Here is a 24,759-nt window from a genome sequence, read left to right on the forward strand (position 1 = left end):
ACAAAGCCCGGGCTTGAGAAAGTCTGGGCTTTGCGCATAAAAAAAGGCTGTGTCAGCGTTTTGACACAACCTCTTTCTGTTTTTTTATCACTTCTGAATTAGGGCCTTCTCTAAGGCCGGATAAAAGATAACCTCTTCTCTTCTTCTGCAAATAAAATAGCTGTATTTACTAATGCTAGATGTGAATATGCCTGCGGGAAGTTGCCCAACTGTTCTTTGGTTTCGAAATCAATATCTTCACTAAACAATCCGAGGTGATTGGAATATTTCAGAACTTCGTCAAACAGGCAGCGTGCTTCTTCTTTATGGCCGGTTACAAACAATGCCCGTATAAGCCAGAATGTACAAATCGTAAAAGCAGAAGTAGGCAACCCAAAATCGTCTTTGCTGTTATAGCGATACATAAGTCCTTTATGGAAAAGGGCTTTCTTGACTGCTTCCACTGTTTTATGATAGCGTATATCATCTGCTTCTATAAATCCATAGGGTTCCATCAATAGTAATGAGGAATCCATTGCTTGATTATTATATGTCTGTGTGAAGCTTTGAAGTTCCTTATTCCAGCCATATTTCATCACATCTTTCTTTATTTTTTCGGCTTCCAGTTGCCAACGTTCGCTATAATTATATTTGTTAAGCATTTGAGCGATTTTAGCTCCGCGATCTAAAGCTACCCAACACATCACTTTGGAAGAAACAAAGTGTTGTCCTTCTCCCCGGATCTCCCAGATTCCCTTATCGGGCTTTCTCCAGTTTTCTACTACTTTTGCTAAAATGCTCTTTACCATCTCCCACATATCTTCAATTTCGTCCAATGTACCGGGCATGAGGCGATAATATTGGTAAATCAGGTCCATCAGGTAACCAAAAGAGTCGTTTTGTTTCTGATGGTATGCATCATTTCCTATTCGTACAGGTTTGGAGTTCTTATAACCGGATAGATGGTCGAGTATCACTTCGGTTAGTTGGTGCTCGCCCCGGATGCCATACATAATTTGATAATCATGTTTGGAAACGAATGTGGATTGGATAAATTTCATAAAGCGTTTGGCTGCACCGGTATGTCCGATTTGAAACATGGTTTCGATGGACATGGAAGCATCCCGAAGCCAGCAGAAACGATAATCCCAGTTGCGCACTTCTCCTACAGCTTCTGGAAGGCTTGTCGTTAGTGCTGCCAGCACAGCTCCGTTGTGGTAGGACATTAGTTTCAGAACCAATAAACTCCGTTCGATTACGTCATTATATAGAGTGTATTTCTTGCTTCTGTCTGTCCAGTTCAGCCAATATACCAGCGTACGGCAATATTCTATTTTCTCCCTTTCTATGTCGATTGGGATCACTTTCTCGTTATAGGAGAGCAGGAGAAATTCGTCTTTCTCAAGAATGATTTCTTTTTTCTCTTTGATGTCCTGAAGAGACAGGGAAGCATATAAATATTGTCTGTCCTTGTTGTCAAAGGAGCAGTAGGATTCGATATACTGTGGAGTGATATTAAGGATCACTTGTCCCTGCGCATAGTTCGGGGCCGGATGATAGTTGATCTTGAAACGCGGTTTCCCTTTTATCCAATGTATGTAGCGGTATAATTCGGCAGGTAAATAATGCCCTGTTTCGTCTTGTGAACGATAGCAGGGCATATAGTCGAGCACTACGAATTCTCCTTCATCGGAGGAGAATTGGGTAGAAAGAATATTGGTGTGGGGGACATAATTTTGTGTGATGCGATAGTCTCCGGAAACTTCGAATCCGAAAGCTCCTCCTTTCTCCCGGTCGAGCATACTGGCAAAAATAGAAGGAGAATCGAAATCGGGAAAACAGAGCCATTCGATATTTCCGTTCTGCGAAATGAGAGCTGCCGTTCGGCAGTTACCTATCACTCCATAATTTAAATTATTCATATTGATTGCTTTTTATTGAGTTTTTAATAGATCTTTGAGAAAGTCGAAAGCGAAAGTCAGGCGATTCTTAATACTTCCTTTTTTTGTGGCAGTTTTTTGTTTGCCTAGTAAAGACCGTAAGAAAGGAAGTACGTCAGATTGGGCAGACAGGTGATAGTTGGCGGCTTCGGATACGCTACCTATTTTAATGGCGATAGCGCTCTTCGGTAATGCCTGAAACATATCTTCATCTGTAGTGTCGTCTCCCATCGCTATAACAAAATCATAACGTCTGTTGGCTAGCAGACGACCCACCTCGGAACCTTTATTGCAATCCGGTGATTTGATTTCGATCACTTTATTTCCTTGTAGAATTTGTAGTTTCTGCCGGGTACAGAGCGAAATCAGTGTGTTGACGAGTTGTTGGGCTCTTAATGTGCCGAGCCATGCGTCACTTTCACGATAATGCCATGCCAGGGCAGTTTCCTTCACTTCCAGATGGGAACGGGGAGTACGGTCTACAAACATTTGAAGAATAGAGAGAATACCTGCTCCCCATTCTTTCTTCTTTATGTTTTTATGCCAAACCCCGTTCTCTTTGTAGAAAGCCCCATGTTCGGCAGCCATAGACACAGGAAGGGAGCCAAGCCATTTTTCTAATGTAAAGTGATCCCGCCCGCTATTGATAACAATATGATTGGCGGGATCGCTAGCCAGTTGTTGTAGAATAGAAATGAGTTCCGGTGTAGGTTGTGCATCCTCGGGACGTGGTTTGAGAGCCGTCAGTGTACCATCATAGTCCAGCAGAATCAGGCGTTGTTTGGCTTGGTTATACTTGAGCTTGATTTGTGCGATGGTGGCAGCTACGATGCGTTTTTTCCGTAACATATCATTTTTCATACATGTCGCGTTCAGTTCATTGACAAAGTCGGCTGCCCATTTGTTGACTGTCTGTACGGACAGAATGCTTTGCATACGTTGCAGGCGTTGTTTTTGTTCCTCTTCGGGCATTTCAAGTGCCTGGCAAATAGCATTTTCTATTTGTTCTGTATCGTTCGGGTTGATTTGGATAGCGTCCGTCAATTCTACGGCGGCACCTGCCATTTCGCTAAGGATAAGTACACCGGGATTGTCGCATTTGGTAGCTACGTATTCTTTGGCTACCAGATTCATTCCGTCCCGAAGTGGAGTGACGAGGGCTATGTCGGCCACATAGTACATGGCAGTCAGTTCTTCCAGTGAAAAGCCATGATAGAAATAACAGACGGGAGTCCAGTTCATTGTGGAGTAACGTCCGTTGATAGAGCCGATTTCTTCGTCAATTTTTGTTTTTAGTTCCGCATAACTGCCTACATGGTCGCGTGAAGGGACAATGACCATTGCCAATGTAACTTTACCGTGATATTCAGCATGATGTTCGAGGAAGGTGGCAAAGCCACGAAGACGGTGCAATATGCCTTTGCTGTAATCCAGTCTGTCTACTGACAGGATCAGTTTATGCTCGCCGAAAAGTTTCCGGGTACGTTCAATAGCTTGGTGCACTTCTTTATTTTCCGAGGCCTTATGATAAGATTCATAGTTGATTCCCATTGGTAATGCCTCTACTCTGGTCACCCGGTTGTTGATCTGTACTTCATCCAATTTAAAATCGAGATGTAATACACGTTCTACAGCACTGATGAAATGACGCATATAGTCGTGGGTGTGGAAAGCAATGAAGTCGGCTCCTAATAAGCCTTTCAGTATCTCGGCGCGCTCCGGCAGAATACGAAAAAGTTCGTAGGAAGGGAACGGGATATGATGGAAATATCCGATACAGAGTTCCGGATATATTTTCCTCAACATTCCCGGAAGTAGCATCAACTGATAATCCTGTATCCATACTTTGTCGCCGGGACGTACCAGTCGGCAAATCTCCTCACAGAAAAGACGGTTGACTTGCTGGTAGGATTGCCAAAAACAGTTCTTATATAAGGTATAAGCATAAAAGTAATGGCATAAAGGCCAGATAGTACTGTTACTGTATCCTTCGTAGTAATTTTCAATTTGCTTTTCCGACAAGAAGACCGGATGAAAATTCATTTCCTGTAGTTTCTCGTTAATCTCCTGTTGGTCCTTTTCTTCATTGGCACATATTCCGGGCCAACCTATCCAGTGCTTCTCATAAGAAGTCTGAAGAGAATCCAAACCTGTTGCCAGTCCGCCTTCGCTACGCGAAAATGCGAATTTACCGTTTGTGCCGGCTACTTTGACAGGTAATCTGTTTGCAATAATATAAAGTTTCATATCTATCTCTTTGCAAAGCATATACCAATAGACCTATATTAGTTGTTAATCTCTTATTATCAGTGTATTATAAGTATTATGTTTCCTTCTCTTGCCTTTTCAAAATGACCCCCCCCCCTTTCAAAGTGATAATTTGCTTATTTTTTCTCTTCTGAAATTCTGGAAAAGTACAAAGCTTTTCAAAATAGAACCCTTTTTTCAAAATGGAAGGGTATGTTGGATGGATAGAAAGTTTCTTGTGATGTGTATTTTATTGAATATTAGTCTGTTATCTGTTGTGTGTTTTTTGTGGCACGCATTTGGCATGAAGGGTGGCGAGTAAAAAAATAATAGTAATCATTTAAAAGGTAAAAACATGGGAATAACACTATCATTTATTTTCTGCCTGTTAAGCGGTTTCGCTTGTTTCTGGCTATTTTGGAAATGTGTAGACTGGTTTGAAAATATTTAAAGAAAAAGGAGAATTGATTATGTACACAGCATTATTCGTATTAGGTATTGCGATCTTCGGTTATTTGATGTACGTGCTCGTCAAACCCGAAAAGTTTTAAAGTAACACACACAGTTTAAGGTAAAAAGTATATGAATACAGAAATTTTAGGCGTGGTTGTTCAGATTGCCTTGATGGTGATCTTGTCTTATCCACTGGGAAAATACATTGCCAAGGTCTACAAAGGAGAAAAAACTTGGTCTGATTTTATGGCTCCCATTGAAAGAGTCATTTATAAAGTATGCGGAATTGACCCTAATGAAGAAATGAACTGGAAACAATTCCTGAAAGCATTGTTGATCCTGAATGCTTTCTGGTTTTTCTGGGGAATGGTGCTCCTGGTTTCACAAGGATGGTTGCCTTTAAATCCGGATGGCAACGGACCGCAGACTCCGGATCAGGCATTCAATACTTGTATTAGTTTTATGGTAAACTGTAACTTGCAGCACTATAGTGGTGAAAGCGGGCTGACCTATTTTACTCAACTGTTCGTCATCATGCTTTTTCAGTTTATTACCGCTGCAACAGGTATGGCCGCTATGGCAGGTATTATGAAGAGTATTGCTGCAAAAACAACTAAAACGATTGGTAACTTCTGGCAATTTCTGGTAATAAGTTGTACACGTATCTTATTACCTCTTTCTTTGATTGTAGGTTTTATCCTGATTCTTCAGGGAACTCCAATGGGATTTGATGGAAAGATGAAAGTGACCACAATGGAAGGTCAGGAGCAAATGGTTTCTCAAGGACCTACAGCTGCAATTGTCCCTATTAAACAATTGGGTACGAATGGTGGTGGTTATTTTGGGGTAAACTCTTCTCATCCATTGGAAAATCCTACTTATCTTACTAACATGGCAGAATGCTGGTCTATTCTGATTATTCCGATGGCAATGGTATTTGCATTGGGATTCTATACCCGCAGGAAGAAATTGGCTTACAGTATTTATGGGGTAATGCTTTTCGCTTTTCTGGTCGGTGTGTGTATTAATGTCAATCAGGAAATGGGTGGTAATCCGCGCATCGATGAGCTGGGAATTGCACAGGATAATGGTGCGATGGAAGGTAAGGAAGTGCGTCTGGGAGCCGGAGCAACCGCGTTGTGGAGTATTGTAACGACCGTAACTTCCAATGGCTCTGTGAATGGTATGCATGATTCTACTATGCCTCTGTCCGGTATGATGGAAATGCTGAATATGCAGATTAATACTTGGTTTGGCGGTGTAGGTGTAGGGTGGATGAACTACTATACATTCATTATCATTGCAGTGTTTATCAGCGGTTTGATGGTGGGACGTACACCGGAATTCCTCGGTAAGAAAGTGGAAGCTCGCGAAATGAAAATCGCAACGATTGTAGCTTTGCTTCATCCGTTTGTAATTTTGGTGTTTACGGCTATCTCAAGTTATATTTATGCACATCATCCGGATTTTGTGGAAAGTGAAGGCGGTTGGTTGAATAATTTAGGATTCCATGGCTTGAGCGAGCAACTTTATGAGTACACCTCTTGTGCGGCCAATAATGGTTCCGGTTTCGAAGGTTTGGGCGATAATACTTATTTCTGGAACTGGACATGTGGTATTGTTTTGATTCTTAGCCGTTTTATCCCTATTGTGGGACAGGTTGCCATTGCAGGACTATTAGCACAGAAAAAGTTTATACCGGAAAGTGCCGGAACATTGAAAACAGATACGGTCACTTTTGGAGTGATGACATTTGCTGTAATCTTTATTGTTGCCGCTCTGTCATTCTTCCCGGTACATGCGTTGAGTACAATTGCTGAACATTTGAGTTTGTAATACTGAATTAGAGAAGATATGAAAAATAATACGTCAGCTTCTTTGTTTCCTAAGGAGCAAGTAATAGAAAGTTTGAAACAGTCATTCGTGAAATTGAATCCTCGGATGATGATCAAGAATCCGATAATGTTTACGGTGGAAGTGGCGACAGCGGTTATGTTTCTCGTAACACTTTACTCTATTGTAAATTCTTCGCAGGGTTCGTTTGCTTACAATATTGCCGTGTTTATTATTCTGTTTATAACCTTGTTGTTTGCCAATTTTGCTGAAGCTATTGCGGAGGCACGTGGTAAAGCACAGGCTGATAGCTTACGTAAGACTCGTGAAGAGACACCGGCAAAGAAAGTAGAAGGTAATAAAATTGTTACTATCAGTTCTTCACAGTTGAAAAAAGGAGATGTATTTGTGTGTGATGCCGGAGATGTGATTCCGTCTGATGGTGAGATTATTGAAGGTCTGGCTTCTATTGATGAAAGTGCTATTACCGGTGAATCTGCTCCGGTGATTCGTGAAGCAGGTGGCGACAAGAGTTCGGTAACTGGTGGTACGAAAGTGTTGTCTGATCATATAAAGGTGATGGTGACTACCCAACCGGGAGAAAGTTTTCTTGATAAGATGATCGCATTGGTGGAAGGTGCTTCCCGTCAGAAAACCCCGAATGAGATTGCATTGACTATTTTGCTGGCAGGTTTTACGCTTGTTTTCGTCATTGTGTGTGTGACTTTGAAACCATTTGCCGATTATAGCAACACGGTTATCACCATTGCTTCATTAATTTCTTTGTTTGTGTGCCTGATTCCTACAACTATTGGCGGACTTCTTTCGGCTATTGGTATTGCTGGTATGGATCGTGCACTTCGTGCTAACGTAATTACTAAATCAGGTAAAGCAGTAGAAACTGCTGGTGATATTGATACGTTACTGTTGGATAAAACAGGTACTATTACCATTGGTAACCGTAAAGCAACTCACTTCCATACGGCTCCGGGCGTTGATTTACATGATTTTGTAGAAACTTGCCTGTTGTCTTCTTTGTCTGATGAAACTCCGGAAGGTAAATCAATTGTAGAGTTAGGACGTGAATCTGGTATTCGTATGCGTAGTTTGAATACGACTGGTGCTCATATGATAAAATTTACAGCTGAAACTAAATGTTCCGGTGTTAACTTGGCTGATGGTACACAGATTCGTAAAGGAGCTTTTGATGCTATCCGTAAAATTGTAGAAAGTGCCGGAAACAAATTTCCGAAAGAAGTGGAAGAGGTAATTTCTACTATTTCAAGTAATGGTGGTACTCCATTAGTAGTATGTGTAAACCAAAATGTTGTAGGAGTTATTGAATTGCAGGATATTATCAAACCGGGTATTCAGGAGCGTTTTGAACGTCTGCGTAAAATGGGTGTAAAAACGGTTATGGTAACAGGTGATAACCCGTTGACTGCTAAATATATTGCAGAAAAAGCCGGTGTGGATGATTTCATCGCTGAAGCTAAACCGGAGGATAAGATGGAATATATCAAGAAAGAGCAACAGGCTGGTAAGCTGGTTGCGATGATGGGTGATGGTACAAATGATGCTCCTGCTCTGGCGCAAGCGAATGTAGGTGTGGCTATGAATAGTGGTACACAGGCTGCAAAGGAAGCCGGTAATATGGTTGACTTGGATAATGATCCGACAAAATTGATTGAGATTGTGGAGATCGGTAAACAATTGCTGATGACTCGTGGTACACTGACTACTTTCTCTATCGCCAATGATGTTGCGAAATATTTCGCTATTGTCCCGGCATTGTTTATGGTTGCTATTCCTGAACTGGCCGCATTAAATATCATGCATCTGCATAGTCCTGAAAGTGCTATTCTTTCAGCGGTAATCTTTAATGCGATTATTATTCCGATTCTGATTCCGTTGGCTTTACGTGGTGTGCAATACAAACCGATAGGTGCAAGTGCTTTACTTCGTCGTAATTTGCTAATTTATGGTGTAGGTGGTGTGATTGTTCCTTTTGTCGGAATTAAGTTGATTGATTTATTAGTAGGTTTATTCTTTTAATTAAATAACAATAGCAATGAAAACTTTATTGAAATCATTAAAAATAACACTTGCTTTTTGTGTCTTTTTCTCTATATTCTATATCCTCATCCTGTGGTTATTTGCACAGGTTGCAGGACCTAATAAGGGAAATGCTGAAGTAGCTACACTGGACGGGAAGGTAGTGGGAGCAGCTAATATAGGGCAGATGTTTACAAAAGATATTTATTTCTGGGGACGTCCTTCTTCTGCTGGAGACGGATATGATGCAAGTAGTTCTTCCGGTAGCAACAAAGGCCCTACGAATCAGGAATATCTGGATGAGGTGAAAACTCGTATCGATACATTTCTTGTACATCATCCTTATTTGAGCCGTGCGGATGTACCTGCAGAGATGGTTACGGCCAGTGGTTCAGGACTTGATCCTAACATTACTCCTCAATGTGCCTATGTGCAAGTGAAAAGAGTGGCACAGGCACGCGGATTAACAGAAGAACAAGTTAGAGCAATCGTGGATAAAAGTATAGAAAAACCATTTTTGGGATTTCTGGGAACCGAAAAGGTAAACGTCTTGAAATTGAATATCGCTTTAGAGGAAAGCAATAAGTAGATGAAGATTGAGCAGCGTTCCTGTCCGGGCCGTTTGGGGTATACCACGGTTCAAATTAACAGGGTTGGATGGGGCGCTGCTTTTTTACGGAAACATAAAATAGAAAATAAGATAAGAAGTATGAAAAGTTTTTTTAGTAAAAAGAGTTTTTTAGGCACAATGGCTGTAGCAGCCGTTTGTATGTTAGGAACAACTAATGCACAAGCACAAGAGTTTACTATACAAGGTGATTTGGTAAGTTCGTATGTATGGCGTGGTATTTATCAGGGGGGAGCCGCTTCTTTTCAGCCGACTTTGGGATTTAGCGTAGGTAATTTCTCGCTTACTGCATGGGGATCAACCAGTTTGAGTGAGAGCAATAAAGAAATTGACCTGACTGCAGCTTATAAGTTCGGTGAAGCAGGACCGACACTTTCTGTAGCCACTCTTTGGTGGGATGGACAGGCTGATGTTGCTAATGGAGAATATACAAACAACTATTTCCATTTTAAGAGCGGAGAAACCGGACATCATTTTGAAGCAGGGTTAGCTTATACACTTCCCATTGAGAAGTTTCCATTGTCTATTGCATGGTATACTATGTTTGCCGGAGCTGACAGAAAGATTAATGATAAAGGTGAAGATAAGCAGGCATATTCTTCCTATGTAGAACTGAACTATCCGTTCAGCGTGAAAGGGGTTGATCTGAATGCTACGTGTGGTATGGTTCCTTATGAGACACCACAGTACTATGTGAATGGTTTTGCCGTGACTAACCTCGCTTTGAAAGCAACGAAAGCAATAAATTTTAATGATAAGTTTTCATTGCCTATATTTGTACAGGCTATATGGAATCCACGTTTGGAGGACACCCATTTAGTATTTGGCGTAACTTTAAGGCCATAAAATAAACTCATGAATTTTTGTGAAACCCGTGGTGATCGTGATGATTACTACGGGTTGGAATGTTTAAAATAACAGATAAAATATGGATGATAGAGAACAAAGTGTACAGCATTTTCTGGATCTGATAAAGAGATCCCAGCGGGGTAAATTTAAAGTTTACATTGGTATGATAGCCGGAGTGGGAAAATCATATCGTATGCTTCAGGAGGCGCATGAACTGCTGGAAAATGGTGTGGACGTGAAAATCGGCTATATCGAGACTCATGGACGCGCCGGGACGGAAGCGATGCTACAAGGACTTCCTGTCATTCCGCGACGTAAGATCTTCTACAAGGGAAAGGAGTTGGAAGAAATGGATTTGGATGCCATTATCCGTCTTCATCCCGAAATTGTGATAGTGGATGAACTAGCACACACCAATGTGGAAGGGAGTCTGAATGAGAAACGTTGGCAAGATGTAATGACATTGCTGGATGAAGGAATCAATGTGATTTCGGCAATTAATATTCAGCACATTGAAAGTGTGAATGAAGAAGTACAGGAGATTACGGGTATTGAAGTAAAAGAACGGGTCCCCGATAGTGTGATTCAGGAAGCGGATGAGGTGGTGAATATTGACTTGACAGCAGAAGAACTAATCACTCGGTTAAAAGCGGGAAAGATTTATCGTCCGGAAAAGATTCAGACTGCGCTCGATAATTTTTTCCGTGCAGAGAATATATTACAATTGCGTGAGTTGGCTCTGAAGGAAGTAGCTCTTAGGGTAGAGAAGAAGGTGGAGAATGAAGTGGTGATGGGAGTAGCTGTCGGGTTGAGGCATGAAAAATTTTTGGCATGTATCAGTAGTCATGAGAAAACACCGCGACGAATTATCCGAAAGGCAGCGCGATTGGCAACGCGATATAATACGACTTTCATTGCTTTGTATGTGCAAACTCCGAAAGAGAGTATGGATAGGATTGATTTGGCTAGGCAGCGTTATCTGTTGAACCATTTTAAATTGGTAACGGAATTGGGGGGAGAAGTGTTACAGGTACAGTCTAGAGATATCTTGGAGAGTATTGTAAAGGCATGTAAAGACAAGCAGATTTCAACAGTTTGTATGGGATCACCTGACTTGAGATTACCGGGAGCCATCTGTTCCGTATTGAAATATAGAAGATTTTTAAATAATTTGTCGCAAGCTAATATAGATTTGATTATACTTGCATAATATTAATCCGTATGAAAGTTATGAATATTAAAACGAAACTGGTGCTAGGCATTGGGATGCTGGCAGGAATGATAATTTTGCTGGTAACACTTTCTGTAGTTAACCTTCAGATTTTGACAGCAACGGAACCTGATAGTCCTGCTGCTATGCCTGGGTTAGAGCGAGCTTTATTGTGGATTTCTATCACTGGGGGTATTTGTATATTTACTGGATTGGGTTTGTTGTACTGGCTACCACGTAGTATTAGCAAACCTGTGAAGGAATTGAAAGATGGTATTCTTGAAATAGCCAATCATAATTATGAGAAACGTCTCGACATGAGTGACAATGAAGAGTTCCGTGAAGTGGCTGGCAGTTTTAACCGGATGGCGGAACGTTTGACCGAATATCGTGCAAGTACTTTGTCGGATATTCTTTCAGCTAAAAAGTTTATAGAGGCTATTGTTAATAGTATTGACGATCCGATTATCGGTCTGAATACGGAACGTGAGATTTTGTTTATCAATGATGAAGCATTAAGTATCCTGAATATGAAACGGGAAAATGTGATTCGTAAATCGGCAGAGGAACTTTCTTTGAAGAATGACTTGCTCCGCCGGCTAATTCGTGAGTTGGTGACGCCAAGTGATCAGAAAGAGCCTTTAAAGATTTATGCAGATAATAAGGAAAGTTATTTCAAGGCTTCCTACATTCCGATTAACAATACAGATGCGAAGAAGGATGAATCAAAAAAGTTAGGAGATGTGATTTTATTGAAGAATATAACCGAGTTTAAAGAGCTTGATTCGGCAAAAACTACTTTTATCTCTACGATTTCACATGAACTGAAAACTCCGATCGCTGCTATCATGATGAGTCTTAACCTATTGGAAGATAAACGGGTAGGAGCCTTGAATGATGAGCAGGAGCAACTGTCCAGAAGTATTAAAGAGAATAGTGAGCGTCTGCTTAGCATTACGGGGGAACTGCTGAATATGACTCAGGTAGAAGCCGGTAAGCTCCAATTGATGCCAAAGATTACGAAACCGATTGAATTGATTGAATATGCAATTAAGGCTAATCAGGTGCAAGCTGACAAATTCAATATTCAAATTGAAGTGGAATATCCGGAAGAAAAAATCGGCAAACTGTTTGTTGACAGTGAAAAAATAGCATGGGTATTGACAAACTTATTGAGTAACGCCATACGTTATTCAAAAGAGAACGGTCGTGTGATTATCGGTGCCAGACAAGACGGAAATATAATCGAATTGTATGTGCAGGATTTTGGAAAAGGCATTGATCCGCGTTATCATCAAAGTATATTCGATCGTTACTTCCGTGTTCCGGGTACGAAAGTACAAGGTAGTGGTCTGGGATTATCTATTTCCAAGGATTTTGTGGAAGCTCATGGTGGTACGTTGACAGTAGAGAGTGAATTGGGTAAGGGTAGCCGGTTTGTGATGCGGTTGAAAGCGTAGATTTTAAAAGGTTGTATGGAAGAATCAGGTTATTGCTATCCGGCCGCGTACTATGTTGTTTCAGTTCTTTTTGGAATACTATAGTTGTAAGAAAAACGTTACTCTGTTCTGAAACTTTAGAGAATCAATGCATTATAGTCTCTCTAAAAATCTTTATATTTGCAGACCGTTTGAAAAATGATAGTGAATAATAACAATACAATAACTTAAAAACAACCAAAATCAGATGAAGCAGGATATGATTGTTATCCTTGACTTGGGTAGTCATGAGAATACGGTATTGGCTCGCGCCATCCGTGCATTAGGAGTTTATAGTGAGATTTATCCTCACGATATCACAGTAGAAGAACTGAAAGCATTGCCCAATGTAAAGGGTATTATTATCAATGGTGGCCCGAATAATGTAATCGATGGCGTTGCTATTGATATAAATCCGGCTATCTATACTTTGGGAATTCCTGTCATGGCTGCAGGGCATGATAAAGCAACTTGTGAAGTGAAGTTGGCAGAATTTACAGATGATATCGAGGCTATAAAGGCTGCAGTAAAGTCTTTTGTTTTCGATACTTGTAAAGCTGAAGCTAACTGGAACATGAAGAACTTTGTCAATGACCAGATAGAATTGATTAAGCGTCAGGTGGGCGATAAGAAAGTATTGTTGGCCCTGTCGGGTGGAGTTGATAGCTCTGTGGTAGCTGCTTTACTTCTGAAAGCTATTGGTAACAATCTGGTATGCGTACATGTTAATCATGGTTTGATGCGTAAGGGAGAGTCTGAAGATGTGGTTGAGGTATTCAGCAACCAGTTGAAGGCAAATCTTGTGTATGTAGATGTAACCGATCGTTTTCTGAATAAGTTGGCTGGTGTAGAAGATCCGGAGCAGAAACGTAAAATTATTGGTGGCGAGTTTATTCGTGTGTTCGAAGAAGAAGCGCGTAAGCTGAACGGTATTGATTTCTTAGGTCAAGGTACTATTTATCCGGATATTGTGGAAAGTGGAACGAAAACTGCTAAAATGGTGAAATCTCACCATAATGTAGGTGGTTTGCCCGAAGATTTAAAATTCCAACTTGTAGAACCATTACGCCAATTATTTAAAGATGAAGTTCGTGCTTGTGGCTTGGAGTTAGGTTTACCTTATGAAATGGTTTACCGTCAACCGTTCCCTGGACCTGGTTTGGGTGTACGTTGTTTAGGTGCTATTACACGTGATCGTTTGGAGGCAGTGCGTGAATCCGATGCCATTCTGCGTGAGGAGTTCCAACTTGCCGGACTGGATAAAAAAGTATGGCAATACTTTACAGTAGTGCCTGATTTTAAATCCGTGGGTGTACGTGATAATGCTCGTTCTTTTGATTGGCCGGTTATTATTCGCGCTGTCAATACGGTGGATGCTATGACGGCTACTATTGAGCCGATTGATTGGCCTATCCTGATGAAGATAACAGACCGTATTCTGAAAGAAGTGAAGAATGTAAATCGCGTTTGTTATGATATGTCGCCGAAACCTAATGCGACTATAGAATGGGAATAGAAAAACTTTTTAAATGATATTTCGATAGCCTCAATTTTTTGTAAGTTGAGGCTATTTTTATTGTTCAACGTTGGCTTCTGGTAGAAATGTAATTGAAGATTTCACAATGATTTCGCGAAGAGATAAAAAGAAAAAGGCACCCAGAAGTGGAAGCCTCCCAAATGCCTTATTCTTATCAAGTAGCGGGACCCGGGATTGAACCGGGGACCTCATGATTATGAATCATGCGCTCTAACCAGCTGAGCTATCCCGCCATCGTTTCTCGATTGCGGGTGCAAAGATAGATGATTTTTTATAATCTCCAAAACAATTCATAACTTTTTTGTGTTTTTTCTTAATACGGGTCTTGATTTTCCCTATAAACAGGGAGTTTGAGGCTCGATGATGAAAGACTAATTAAATAAAGTGTCTGATTTATGCGGTGTATTTAGAAAAAAGTATTTATCTTGGCACACGTAAAAACAATTCGAAATTGCTATGAAAAAGGAAAAGATTCATTTGGAGTATTTGTTGAATGCAACATCTAAAAATATACTTTGGGGGGCTATTAGCACACCGACCGGGTTGGAGGACTGGTTTGCAGACAAAGTTATTTCTGACGATAAAATAGTAGAGTTTCATTGGGGCAAGACAGAACAGAGGAAAGCAGAAATTATTGCCATTCGCTCTTTCTCTTTTATCCGCTTCCGTTGGCTGGATGATGAAAACGAGCGCGATTATTTTGAAATCAAGATGACTTATAATGAGCTGACTAGTGATTATGTGCTGGAAATTACCGATTTCGCAGAGCCGGATGAAGTAGATGATATGAAAGAATTGTGGGAGTCACAAGTAGCTAAATTAAGAAGAACTTGTGGTTTTTAGTTAACTTTCAACTAAAAATTTTCGATGCTCCTTTTTTTGTGCTAATTTTGCATCCTAATTGCACGAACCTATTAAGATGCTACGCATAAAGAAATTAGATATATTCATCGTAAAGAGTTTTTTGATGCTCTTTATTGGTACATTCTTCATCTGTCTGTTCATATTCATGATGCAGTTCCTGTGGAGATATGTAGACGAATTGGTCGGAAAAGGGTTGGAGATGAGCGTTATGGCTCAATTCTTCTTTTATTCCGCATTAACATTAGTGCCAGTATCATTGCCATTGGCTGTGCTACTGGCTTCTTTGATTACTTTCGGTAACTTTGGTGAGCGTTATGAATTGCTCGCGATGAAAGCCGCAGGTATTTCTCTCCTTAAAATCATGCGTCCGCTTGCTTTCTTCGTTTGCGGGCTTGTCGGTGTCTCATTCTATTTCCAAAATGTAGTAGGTCCTATTGCCCAGGCTAAATTGGGAACCCTGATTCTTTCGATGAAACAGAAATCTCCGGAGTTGGACATTCCGGAAGGAGTTTTCTATTCTGAAATCAAGGACTATAATTTAAAGGTAGCTAAGAAGAACCGGAAGACCGGTATGCTATATGATGTGCTGATTTATAGTATGAAAGATGGCTTTGAGAAAGCACGTATTATATATGCTGATTCCGGGCGTTTGGAGATGACCGCGGATAAACAGCATCTTTGGCTGCATTTGTATAGCGGAGATTTATTTGAGAATCTGAAAGCTCAAAGTATGAAATCGGAGAATGTACCTTATCGACGCGAGGAATTCAGGGAAAAACATTCCATTATTGAGTTTAATTCCGATTTCAATATGGTTGACGGTGAGATTATGGGTAAGCAGTCCAGTGCTAAGGATATGGCGCAGTTGCAAAGCTCTATCGACTCAATGACGGTAGTGGGAGATAGTATCGGACGACAGTATTACAGGGAAGTGGCAGAAGGAAATTTCCGTCCTTCTTATGGATTGACAAAAGAAGATACGGTCAAAATAGAAAAGGCGGATATCCATGAATATAATGTGGACAGCCTTTACGAAGTAGCCTCTTTAACGCAGAAACAGAAGGTGCTTTCTTCTGCTGTCAGTCGGGCGGAGAATGTGGCCAACGATCTTGGGTTCAAGAAATTCACGATGGAGAACAACGATTATAGTATTCGCAAACATAAGACGGAATGGCATAAGAAGATAACGATTTCACTCTCTTGTCTGCTGTTCTTCTTTATCGGAGCTCCATTGGGTGGAATCATCCGCAAAGGAGGGTTGGGAATGCCGGTAATTGTATCCGTGTTGGTATTTATTATTTACTATATCATTGATAATACAGGATATAAAATGGCCCGTGACGGTAAGTGGATAGTATGGATGGGAATGTGGACAAGTAGTGCGGTCCTTGCCCCATTAGGAGTTTTCCTTACCTATAAATCGAATAAGGATTCTGTTGTGCTTAATGCAGATGCCTATATCAACTGGTTCAAGAAGATTATGGGAATCCGTAGTGTACGCCATATATTTAAGAAAGAAGTGATTATCCATGATCCTGATTATCCACGTCTGACTGGTGATTTGGAACAACTCACAGCAGAGTGCAGAGCGTATGCTGCCAAGAAACGATTGGAAAAAGCACCCAATTACTTTAAATTGTGGATGTCAAGCGAAGATGACAACGAAGTAATGGCTATCAATGAAAAGCTGGAAGCGTTGGTTGAAGAAATGTCCAATACGAAATCTGCCACTTTGATCGGTGCATTAAACAATTATCCGGTTATTTCCGTTTCTGCTCATGTGCGCCCGTTCCATATATATTGGTTGAATCTGGTAGCCGGAGTCATTTTTCCTATCGGTTTATTTTTCTATTTCCGCATCTGGGCGTTCCGCGTTCGTCTGGCTAAGGATATGGAACGGATTATAAAGAACAATGAACAAATTCAATTCATCATACAGAAAATCAATAAATAAGTGTTATGAAAGAGACTATTAAAATGGATAGAATAGAAGATGCGATTGCCGACTTCAAAGAAGGCAAGTTTGTCATAGTAGTGGATGATGAGGACCGCGAAAATGAAGGCGACTTGATTATTGCCGCTGAAAAGATAACTCCCGAGAAAGTAAATTTCATGTTGAAACATGCACGTGGCGTACTTTGTGCACCTGTCACAGTGTCTCGTTGCAAGGAGTTGGATTTGCCGCATCAGGTAAGTGACAATACTTCCGTGTTGGGAACTCCTTTTACGGTTACCATTGACAAACTGGAAGGCTGTACAACAGGTGTTTCTGCTTCCGACCGTGCCGCTACTATTCAGGCGTTGGCCGATCCTACTTCTACACCGGCAACCTTCGGGCGTCCCGGGCACATCAATCCGTTATATGCACAAGAAAAAGGAGTGCTTCGTCGTGCCGGACATACGGAAGCTACGATTGACATGGCTCGTCTGGCAGGACTTTACCCCGCAGGTGCCTTGATGGAAATCATGAGTGAAGATGGAACAATGGCACGTTTGCCCGAACTCCGCCAGATGGCAGATGAACATGGACTGAAACTGATCTCTATCCATGACCTGATTGTCTATCGTTTGAAACAGGAATCCATTGTGGAAAAAGGAGTGGAAGTAAACATGCCTACTGAACACGGGATGTTCCGTCTGATTCCTTTCCGCCAGAAATCAAACGGATTGGAGCACATGGCTATATTTAAAGGTGCGTGGAGTGAAGACGAACCTATCCTGGTACGTGTTCATTCCTCTTGTGCTACAGGAGATATCCTTGGTTCGCAGCGTTGTGACTGTGGCGAACAGTTGCATAAAGCGATGGAAATGATCGAAAAAGAAGGAAAAGGTGTAGTGGTTTATCTCAATCAGGAAGGACGCGGCATCGGTCTGATGGAAAAAATGAAAGCATACAAGCTCCAGGAAGACGGTATGGATACCGTTGATGCGAATATTTGCTTAGGACATCTTGCTGACGAACGTGATTATGGAGTAGGTGCACAGATCCTTCGTGAGCTGGGAGTACACAAAATGAGACTTTTGACAAATAATCCGGTAAAACGTGTTGGTTTGGAAGCCTATGGATTGGAAATTGTAGAAAACGTGCCTGTTGAAACAGTTCCTAATCCGTATAATGAGCGATACTTGAGAACAAAGAAAGAAAGAATGGGGCATACTTTACATTTTAATAAGTAAATTGCCTTTTTGTTTTCATATATCAAATATTATCGCTTATTTTGCAGCGATTTTCACTCAACAACAATAAAATAGATACAAAATGAATCAATTATCAGATCGTTTGAACAGCTTGTCGCCGTCGGCGACGCTTGCCATGTCTCAAAAGAGCAACGAGCTCAAGGCACAAGGCGTTGATGTTATTAACTTAAGTGTAGGAGAGCCTGATTTTAATACTCCTGACCACATCAAAGAAGCTGCGAAAAAAGCCGTAGATGATAACTTTTCCCGCTACTCTCCGGTACCGGGCTATCCGGCTTTGCGCAATGCTATTGTTGAGAAACTGAAAAAAGAAAACGGTCTTGAATATACAGCCGCCCAGATTTCGTGTGCAAATGGTGCAAAACAATCTGTTTGTAATACGATTCTTGTATTGGTAAATCCGGGTGACGAAGTAATCGTTCCGGCTCCTTACTGGGTAAGCTACCCGGAAATGGTGAAAATGGCAGAAGGTACTCCTGTTATCGTTTCGGCAGGTATCGAACAAGATTTCAAGATTACTCCGGAACAGCTGGAAGCTGCTATTACTCCGAAAACGAAAGCGTTGATTCTTTGTTCCCCGTCCAACCCGACAGGTTCTGTATATACAAAAGAAGAATTGGCCGGACTGTCTGCTGTATTGGCTAAACATCCGCAGGTAATCGTAATCGCTGACGAGATTTACGAACATATCAATTATATCGGCGCACATCAAAGTATCGCTCAATTCCCTGAAATGAAGGAACGTACAGTGATTGTAAACGGTGTATCCAAAGCGTATGCTATGACAGGATGGAGAATCGGTTTTATTGCCGGTCCGGAATGGATTGTAAAAGCTTGCAACAAGTTGCAAGGTCAGTACACTTCAGGTCCTTGCTCTGTTTCTCAAAAAGCTGCTGAAGCTGCATATACAGGAACACAAGAACCGGTAAAAGAGATGCAGAAAGCATTCGAACGTCGTCGTGACCTGATTGTGAAGTTGGCTAAAGAAGTTCCGGGATTTGAAGTAAACGTTCCGCAAGGTGCTTTCTACTTGTTCCCGAAATGCGATACTTTCTTTGGAAAGAGCAACGGCGAACGTAAGATTGCAGATTCGGATGATTTGGCAATGTACTTACTTGAAGAAGCTCACGTGGCTTGTGTAGGTGGTACCTCTTTTGGTGCTCCTGAATGTATCCGCATGAGTTATGCTACAAGCGATGAAAATATCGTAGAGGCTATCCGTCGTATCAAGGAAGCATTAGCTAAATTGAAATAAGAGTTCACCACAGATTACACGGATGAACACAGATTAAAAGATTTTTTTTATTGTTCAATATATGTTTAAATTGTAATTCCCTTGCTGCAATATGTTGTAGTGAGGGAATTTTTATTTAGTTGAATATAAATAACCTGTGTCCATCTGTGTAATCTGTGGTGAAGACAAGAAATAAAAAAGGCTGCCTTCCGTAGAAAGCAGCCTGTACATTTTTTGTAGCTTGTATTATTCAGCCGGGTGAATTGCTTCAGACGGACAAACGTCTGCGCAAGTACCACAGTCAGTACATACATCTGGGTTGATAGAATAGATATCACCTTCAGAGATAGCTTCTACCGGACACTCGTCAATGCAAGTTCCGCAAGCAATACAATCGTCACTAATTACGTAAGCCATTTTTCTAAGATTTAAATTATTAGTACTAATTTCTTCGGCAAAAATAAGGCTTTTATTGATTAGTTGTTATGCTTCGATGATTAAATTGACTTAATTTGTACGTCTTCTAAATAAGCAACCTCCCTATAATCTGCTATATTTTTCGTATTTTTGCACTCAAATTACTAATATATAGCGATTATGCCTTTAAATTTACCCGATAAACTACCTGCGATAGAGCTTTTGAAGGAAGAAAATATTTTTGTGATCGACACTTCCCGCGCTACGCAGCAAGATATTCGTCCGCTACGGATTGTGATTCTGAACCTGATGCCGTTGAAGATTACAACGGAAACAGACTTGGTGCGCTTACTTTCGAATACACCTCTTCAGGTGGAGATTTCGTTTATGAAGATCAAGAGTCACACGTCGAAGAATACGCCGATAGAACACATGAAAACGTTCTATACGGATTTCGACCAGATGCGTCACGAGAAGTATGATGGTATGATTATCACCGGAGCTCCTGTAGAACAGATGGACTTCGAAGAAGTGACCTATTGGGATGAGATTACGGAAATCTTTGATTGGGCACGTACGCATGTCACTTCTACCTTATATATATGTTGGGCAGCGCAGGCCGGGTTATATCATCATTATGGAGTTCCAAAATATCCGTTGGAAGAGAAGATGTTCGGCATCTTTGAGCATCGTGTACTGGAACCTTTCCATTCCATCTTCCGTGGTTTTGACGATTGTTTCTATGTGCCGCATAGCCGTCATACGGAAGTGCGCAGGGAAGATATTCTGAAAGTTCCGGAACTGACGTTGCTTTCCGAATCGAAAGAGGCCGGTGTCTATATGGCGATGGCACGGGGCGGACGTGAGTTCTTTGTCACGGGGCACTCTGAATATTCTCCGCTGACACTGGATACGGAATACCGCCGTGACTTGGATAAAGGCCTGCCAATAGAGATTCCCCGCAATTATTATATAGACGATGATCCTGAAAAAGGCCCGTTGGTACGTTGGCGTGCTCATGCCAATTTGTTGTTCTCCAACTGGTTGAACTACTTTGTTTATCAGGAAACACCTTACAACATCAATGATATTAAATGATAAAGCAGCGTAAAATAGAACTTCTCGCTCCGGCGAAAAACCTGGAATGTGGTATTGAAGCTATCAACCATGGTGCAGATGCTGTATATATCGGTGCTCCGAAATTCGGTGCCCGTGCGGCAGCTGTGAACTCATTGGAAGATATTGAAGCATTGGTGCAGCATGCTCATTTGTATAATGCACGTATTTATGTCACGGTCAATACGATTCTGAAAGAAGAGGAGTTGAAAGAGACGGAGGAGATGATTCATGCACTTTATCGGATCGGTGTCGATGCACTGATTGTACAGGATATGGGAATCACGAAACTGAATCTTCCTCTGATACCACTTCATGCCAGTACGCAGATGGATAATCGTACGCCGGAAAAAGTGAAATTCCTTTGGGAAGCAGGTTTCCGTCAAGTGGTGTTGGCGCGGGAGTTATCGTTGCGTGAAATAAAGAAGATTCATGAAAGCTGTCCGGAAGTATCTTTGGAAGTATTTGTACATGGTGCTCTTTGTGTCAGCTATAGCGGGCAATGCTATGTTAGTCAAGCCTGTTTCGGTCGTAGTGCCAATCGTGGAGAGTGTGCACAATTCTGCCGTCTGCCTTTTAGTCTGGTAGATGCGGACGGGAAAGTGATTGTCAAAGACAAACATCTGCTTTCCCTGAAAGATATGAATCAAAGTGACGAACTGGAGCAACTACTGGATGCCGGAGCTTCTTCATTTAAAATAGAGGGACGACTGAAAGACGTATCTTATGTGAAGAATGTGACAGCCGCTTATCGCCAGAAACTGGATGCGATCTTTGCCCGTCGTCCGGAATATGTACGTGCTTCTTCGGGTACGTGTAGTTTCGAATTTAAACCACAACTCGATAAGAGTTTCAGTCGTGGATTCACGCATTATTTCCTGAATGGACGTGATAAAGAGATATTCTCTTTCGACACTCCTAAATCGCTGGGCGAAGAGATGGGAACCATGAAGGAGGCCCGGGGCAACTATCTGACAGTTGCCGGACTTAAATCCTTTAACAATGGAGACGGTGTTTGCTATATCGACGAACAGGGACATTTGCAGGGTTTCCGTATCAACCGGGTGGACAGCGACAAACTCTATCCGCAGGAAATGCCCCGTATCAAACCCCGCACTACACTGTATCGTAATTTCGACCAGGAATTTGAGCGAATCCTTTCCCGCAAATCTGCCGAAAGAAAGATCGCAGTGAAAATCTTGCTTGCCGACAATAATTTTGGTTTCTCCCTGACATTGACTGATGAAGATGATAATAGCGTCACAATCACTCTCCCTCGTGAGAAAGAACTTGCCCGCACTCCACAGACGGACAATCTGAAAACGCAACTGTCCAAACTGGGGAATACACCTTTTGAAGCAAAAGAAATAGAAATATCCTTTACCGGAAATTGGTTTTTGCCAGCTTCGGTGTTAGCCGATTTCCGCAGACAGGCAATCGATCAATTGATAACTGCCCGTCGAATCAATTATCGTCAGGAATTGGCAGTATGGAAGCCAACGAGTCATGCTTTTCCGCAAACTACATTAACATATCTGGGGAATGTAATGAACACCCGTGCAGCTTCTTTCTATCAGGAGCATGGGGTACAACAGGTAGCGGCAGCATACGAAAAAGAAGCAGTGGAAGATGCGGTACTGATGTTCTGCAAACATTGTTTGCGCTACAGTATGGGCTGGTGTCCTATCCATCAACGGGTCCGTTCGCCTTATAAAGAACCCTATTATTTGGTGTCGAATGACGGCAAACGTTTTCGTCTGGAATTTGATTGTAAGAATTGTCAAATGAAAGTAAAGGCGGCACAATGAGGATAATTAATCACGGAATCATTCGTCACAGAGGACGTAGAGGAGACAATGTTTCAACTCATCCTTCCGGAACCGCTCGTTTGAACGGTTTGTGGAAGAGAGATGGAAAATTCTTCTTCATGTTCTCTGTGTCTTCTATGTCGTCCGTGTCTTATAGTAACTTTGTGTTCTCTGCATTCTCTATGGTGAAGTCTGTCATGGGCTTGCTATTGTGTCTGTTTTTGCTTTCGTCTTGTTATTATAAAACGCCTGCCCTGGATTCGGAGGAGCTGTCGAAGAAAACAAAAGATTCGCTGACTTACCTGTATGAACGCCATTATACATGGAATACAAACTTGGAAGTAGTCGATGATTCCATCTCTTTGGAATGCCTCCCAATAAAAGATACTTTTATTCAGTTGAATAGGGGGGATAGGGTAGTGGTTGCAGAGTTTGCGGTTCATCCTGCCGATAGTGTAGACAGCATTTGGGTGAAACTGGCACATACACAAGATGAACAGGGTTGGATACGTGAGAAAGAACTCAAGAAGTCATTTGTACCGACTGATAGTATTTCGCAGGCTATTCATCTTTTCAGCGATACACATGCCTCTTATTTTGTGGTTATTTTTGCTTTATTTGTTGGAGCTTATTTGTTTCGTGCTTTCCGTCGGAAGCAGTTGCAGATGGTTTATTTTAATGATATTGACAGTGTTTATCCCCTGTTTCTTTGTTTATTGATGGCTTTCAGTGCAACGATTTACGAATCAATGCAGGTCTTTGTACCGGAAACGTGGGAACATTTTTATTTCAATCCAACTTTGTCACCGTTCAAAGTTCCTTTCATTCTCTCTGTTTTTCTGTTGAGTATTTGGTTGTTTCTGATAGTAGCTTTGGCGGTGTTGGATGATTTGTTCCGACAATTGACTCCCGCTGCGGCTATCTTTTATCTGCTGGGACTGATGTCCTGCTGTATTTTCTGTTATTTCTTCTTTATCCTGATGACACATATCTATATCGGTTATCTATTCCTGGCCTTTTTTATTTTGGTTTTTGCGAAGAAGGTCTATCGAAACATTGGGTATAAGTATCGTTGCGGACATTGCGGGGAGAAACTAAAAGAGAAAGGTATATGCCCCCATTGTGGAGCGATTAACGAGTGATTTTATTATCTGTTTTATTTCTGAATAACTTTTCAAATGATGGAAATCAGACCTACCGAAATAAAAGATCTCCCTTTAGTGATGGAGATTTATGACTATGCCCGTGCCTTTATGCGTGCAACCGGGAATACTACCCAGTGGATTGACGGTTATCCGTCGGAAGCATTGATCTGCCAGGAGATTGAAGACGGTCATAGCTTTGTCTGTACCGGTGAACAAGGAGAAATCTTGGGAACTTTTTGTTTCATCTTGGGAGAAGATCCTACTTACCAACAAATTTATGAAGGTGCATGGCTCAATGACGAACCTTATGGAGTGATTCACCGGTTGGCAACGAACGGAAAGCAGAAAGGGGTGTCGGAAGCTTGTCTGGACTGGTGTTTCGAACGTTGGCCTAATGTCCGGGTAGATACTCACCGGGATAATAAGGTCATGCAACATATACTGACGAAGTATGGCTTTCAACGTTGCGGCATCATTTATGTAAAGAATGGGACGGAGCGTATTGCTTATCAGATGAAGCGTTTGCATGGTGGAGTGGAGGAATCTGATCGTACTGAAGTATAGGTCAGGCACGTTGGATTATGAACGAAGCAGTCTTAGGTATAAGCAAACTGATAGCAAGCAGTAGGTAAACTAATGCCGAAGCATTGATAAAGTTCCGGTAAGGTGCCGGTATAATTGTATTAAGCCACCGCAGGGAAAACGCATTATAAATCATGTAAAATAAGTTCCCATAAGAATTCATTATCCCACCCTGCTATTAATCTT

19 protein-coding genes and 1 tRNA gene are annotated in these 24,759 nt (G+C 41.5%); 16 read left to right on the forward strand and 4 right to left on the reverse strand.

The window, feature by feature from the left end; translation table 11 throughout:
• Nucleotides 1-110: 110 nt before the first annotated feature.
• Both AB5217_RS23855 and AB5217_RS23860 read right to left on the reverse strand, forming a co-directional pair.
• On the reverse strand, nucleotides 111-1,901 hold the full coding sequence (locus AB5217_RS23855) for a glycoside hydrolase family 15 protein (RefSeq protein WP_004326471.1): 1,791 nt from the start codon (nucleotides 1,899-1,901) through the stop codon (nucleotides 111-113).
• Nucleotides 1,902-1,913: 12 nt separating this feature from the next.
• Complete coding sequence (locus AB5217_RS23860) at nucleotides 1,914-4,187, reverse strand: bifunctional alpha,alpha-trehalose-phosphate synthase (UDP-forming)/trehalose-phosphatase (RefSeq protein ID WP_185968702.1); 2,274 nt, start codon at nucleotides 4,185-4,187, stop codon at nucleotides 1,914-1,916.
• 449 nt (nucleotides 4,188-4,636) lie between these two features.
• Between AB5217_RS23860 and AB5217_RS23865 the strand changes: the two genes are divergently transcribed.
• From AB5217_RS23865 to guaA, 8 genes are all read left to right on the forward strand, one after another.
• On the forward strand, nucleotides 4,637-4,717 hold the full coding sequence (locus AB5217_RS23865; RefSeq protein WP_073343870.1) for a potassium-transporting ATPase subunit F: 81 nt from the start codon (nucleotides 4,637-4,639) through the stop codon (nucleotides 4,715-4,717).
• 31 nt (nucleotides 4,718-4,748) lie between these two features.
• Nucleotides 4,749-6,455 carry a potassium-transporting ATPase subunit KdpA gene (kdpA, locus tag AB5217_RS23870; protein WP_032842993.1) on the forward strand — a complete coding sequence of 569 codons (1,707 nt, stop codon included), beginning with the start codon at nucleotides 4,749-4,751 and terminating at the stop codon, nucleotides 6,453-6,455.
• An 18-nt stretch (nucleotides 6,456-6,473) separates the two neighbouring features.
• A complete protein-coding gene (gene kdpB, locus AB5217_RS23875) occupies nucleotides 6,474-8,507 on the forward strand; it encodes a potassium-transporting ATPase subunit KdpB (protein WP_004299020.1) in 2,034 nt (677 codons plus the stop codon).
• A gap of 16 nt (nucleotides 8,508-8,523) precedes the next feature.
• Entirely contained in the window at nucleotides 8,524-9,096 is a 573-nt protein-coding gene (locus AB5217_RS23880) for a K(+)-transporting ATPase subunit C (protein ID WP_004323566.1), read from the forward strand.
• 120 nt (nucleotides 9,097-9,216) lie between these two features.
• Nucleotides 9,217-9,981: a hypothetical protein gene (locus tag AB5217_RS23885; RefSeq protein WP_032843007.1), complete on the forward strand. Its 765-nt coding sequence runs from the start codon at nucleotides 9,217-9,219 to the stop codon at nucleotides 9,979-9,981.
• A gap of 82 nt (nucleotides 9,982-10,063) precedes the next feature.
• Complete coding sequence (locus AB5217_RS23890; RefSeq protein WP_004299029.1) at nucleotides 10,064-11,194, forward strand: sensor protein KdpD; 1,131 nt, start codon at nucleotides 10,064-10,066, stop codon at nucleotides 11,192-11,194.
• A 20-nt stretch (nucleotides 11,195-11,214) separates the two neighbouring features.
• Nucleotides 11,215-12,654, forward strand: coding sequence for an ATP-binding protein (locus tag AB5217_RS23895; protein ID WP_032843009.1), 1,440 nt, complete (start codon nucleotides 11,215-11,217; stop codon nucleotides 12,652-12,654).
• 226 nt (nucleotides 12,655-12,880) lie between these two features.
• Nucleotides 12,881-14,188, forward strand: coding sequence for a glutamine-hydrolyzing GMP synthase (gene guaA, locus AB5217_RS23900; protein WP_004299035.1), 1,308 nt, complete (start codon nucleotides 12,881-12,883; stop codon nucleotides 14,186-14,188).
• Between the two features lie 180 nt (nucleotides 14,189-14,368).
• On the opposite strand, the gene AB5217_RS23905 is transcribed toward guaA, so the two are convergent.
• Nucleotides 14,369-14,442: transfer RNA gene (locus AB5217_RS23905), tRNA-Met, on the reverse strand.
• 223 nt (nucleotides 14,443-14,665) lie between these two features.
• On the opposite strand from AB5217_RS23905, the gene AB5217_RS23910 reads away from it, so the two are divergent.
• The 4 genes from AB5217_RS23910 to AB5217_RS23925 all read left to right on the forward strand — a co-directional run bounded on the left by AB5217_RS23910 (nucleotide 14,666) and on the right by AB5217_RS23925 (nucleotide 19,526).
• Nucleotides 14,666-15,052: an START-like domain-containing protein gene (locus tag AB5217_RS23910; RefSeq protein ID WP_004306400.1), complete on the forward strand. Its 387-nt coding sequence runs from the start codon at nucleotides 14,666-14,668 to the stop codon at nucleotides 15,050-15,052.
• 76 nt (nucleotides 15,053-15,128) lie between these two features.
• Complete coding sequence (locus AB5217_RS23915) at nucleotides 15,129-17,027, forward strand: LptF/LptG family permease (RefSeq protein ID WP_004299083.1); 1,899 nt, start codon at nucleotides 15,129-15,131, stop codon at nucleotides 17,025-17,027.
• 5 nt (nucleotides 17,028-17,032) lie between these two features.
• The gene (locus AB5217_RS23920) at nucleotides 17,033-18,250 is read left to right on the forward strand and encodes a bifunctional 3,4-dihydroxy-2-butanone-4-phosphate synthase/GTP cyclohydrolase II (protein ID WP_032842996.1); all 1,218 of its coding nucleotides are present in this window, start codon (nucleotides 17,033-17,035) and stop codon (nucleotides 18,248-18,250) included.
• Between the two features lie 82 nt (nucleotides 18,251-18,332).
• Nucleotides 18,333-19,526, forward strand: coding sequence for a pyridoxal phosphate-dependent aminotransferase (locus AB5217_RS23925; protein WP_008649988.1), 1,194 nt, complete (start codon nucleotides 18,333-18,335; stop codon nucleotides 19,524-19,526).
• Between the two features lie 225 nt (nucleotides 19,527-19,751).
• Here the strand turns inward: AB5217_RS23925 and AB5217_RS23930 are convergent, their stop codons facing one another.
• On the reverse strand, nucleotides 19,752-19,922 hold the full coding sequence (locus AB5217_RS23930; RefSeq protein ID WP_002559159.1) for a DUF362 domain-containing protein: 171 nt from the start codon (nucleotides 19,920-19,922) through the stop codon (nucleotides 19,752-19,754).
• A 180-nt stretch (nucleotides 19,923-20,102) separates the two neighbouring features.
• Between AB5217_RS23930 and metA the strand changes: the two genes are divergently transcribed.
• The 4 genes from metA to AB5217_RS23950 are packed head-to-tail and all read left to right on the forward strand — an operon-like array spanning nucleotide 20,103 to nucleotide 24,555.
• Nucleotides 20,103-21,020: a homoserine O-succinyltransferase gene (gene metA / locus AB5217_RS23935; protein WP_032854763.1), complete on the forward strand. Its 918-nt coding sequence runs from the start codon at nucleotides 20,103-20,105 to the stop codon at nucleotides 21,018-21,020.
• The gene (locus AB5217_RS23940; RefSeq protein ID WP_032842999.1) at nucleotides 21,017-22,846 is read left to right on the forward strand and encodes a peptidase U32 family protein; all 1,830 of its coding nucleotides are present in this window, start codon (nucleotides 21,017-21,019) and stop codon (nucleotides 22,844-22,846) included. The genes metA and AB5217_RS23940 overlap by 4 nt, the downstream gene beginning before the upstream one ends.
• Nucleotides 22,843-23,988: a zinc ribbon domain-containing protein gene (locus AB5217_RS23945; protein ID WP_185968701.1), complete on the forward strand. Its 1,146-nt coding sequence runs from the start codon at nucleotides 22,843-22,845 to the stop codon at nucleotides 23,986-23,988. The genes AB5217_RS23940 and AB5217_RS23945 overlap by 4 nt, the downstream gene beginning before the upstream one ends.
• 36 nt (nucleotides 23,989-24,024) lie before the next feature.
• A complete protein-coding gene (locus AB5217_RS23950) occupies nucleotides 24,025-24,555 on the forward strand; it encodes a GNAT family N-acetyltransferase (RefSeq protein ID WP_004299116.1) in 531 nt (176 codons plus the stop codon).
• Nucleotides 24,556-24,759: the final 204 nt, after the last annotated feature.

It is taken from the genome of Bacteroides sp. MSSM.1001136sp1_RTP21357st2_D2_RTP21359_211015, from assembly GCF_040913205.1.
In the GTDB taxonomy this organism is placed as follows: Bacteria; Bacteroidota; Bacteroidia; order Bacteroidales; family Bacteroidaceae; genus Bacteroides; species Bacteroides ovatus.

Bases quoted from the DNA above. Each gene is read 5' to 3' on its own strand.
- AB5217_RS23910 (WP_004306400.1), top strand. From the start codon at position 14,666: ATGAAAAAGGAAAAGATTCATTTGGAGTATTTGTTGAATGCAACATCT.
- kdpB (WP_004299020.1), top strand. From the start codon at position 6,474: ATGAAAAATAATACGTCAGCTTCTTTGTTTCCTAAGGAGCAAGTAATA.
- AB5217_RS23940 (WP_032842999.1), top strand. From the start codon at position 21,017: ATGATAAAGCAGCGTAAAATAGAACTTCTCGCTCCGGCGAAAAACCTG.
- metA (WP_032854763.1), top strand. From the start codon at position 20,103: ATGCCTTTAAATTTACCCGATAAACTACCTGCGATAGAGCTTTTGAAG.
- AB5217_RS23945 (WP_185968701.1), top strand. From the start codon at position 22,843: ATGAGGATAATTAATCACGGAATCATTCGTCACAGAGGACGTAGAGGA.
- AB5217_RS23880 (WP_004323566.1), top strand. From the start codon at position 8,524: ATGAAAACTTTATTGAAATCATTAAAAATAACACTTGCTTTTTGTGTC.
- kdpA (WP_032842993.1), top strand. From the start codon at position 4,749: ATGAATACAGAAATTTTAGGCGTGGTTGTTCAGATTGCCTTGATGGTG.
- AB5217_RS23855 (WP_004326471.1), bottom strand. From the start codon at position 1,901: ATGAATAATTTAAATTATGGAGTGATAGGTAACTGCCGAACGGCAGCT.
- AB5217_RS23915 (WP_004299083.1), top strand. From the start codon at position 15,129: ATGCTACGCATAAAGAAATTAGATATATTCATCGTAAAGAGTTTTTTG.
- AB5217_RS23865 (WP_073343870.1), top strand. From the start codon at position 4,637: ATGTACACAGCATTATTCGTATTAGGTATTGCGATCTTCGGTTATTTG.
- AB5217_RS23920 (WP_032842996.1), top strand. From the start codon at position 17,033: ATGAAAGAGACTATTAAAATGGATAGAATAGAAGATGCGATTGCCGAC.
- AB5217_RS23890 (WP_004299029.1), top strand. From the start codon at position 10,064: ATGGATGATAGAGAACAAAGTGTACAGCATTTTCTGGATCTGATAAAG.
- AB5217_RS23950 (WP_004299116.1), top strand. From the start codon at position 24,025: ATGATGGAAATCAGACCTACCGAAATAAAAGATCTCCCTTTAGTGATG.
- AB5217_RS23860 (WP_185968702.1), bottom strand. From the start codon at position 4,187: ATGCTTTGCAAAGAGATAGATATGAAACTTTATATTATTGCAAACAGA.
- AB5217_RS23885 (WP_032843007.1), top strand. From the start codon at position 9,217: ATGAAAAGTTTTTTTAGTAAAAAGAGTTTTTTAGGCACAATGGCTGTA.
- guaA (WP_004299035.1), top strand. From the start codon at position 12,881: ATGAAGCAGGATATGATTGTTATCCTTGACTTGGGTAGTCATGAGAAT.
- AB5217_RS23925 (WP_008649988.1), top strand. From the start codon at position 18,333: ATGAATCAATTATCAGATCGTTTGAACAGCTTGTCGCCGTCGGCGACG.
- AB5217_RS23895 (WP_032843009.1), top strand. From the start codon at position 11,215: ATGAATATTAAAACGAAACTGGTGCTAGGCATTGGGATGCTGGCAGGA.
- AB5217_RS23930 (WP_002559159.1), bottom strand. From the start codon at position 19,922: ATGGCTTACGTAATTAGTGACGATTGTATTGCTTGCGGAACTTGCATT.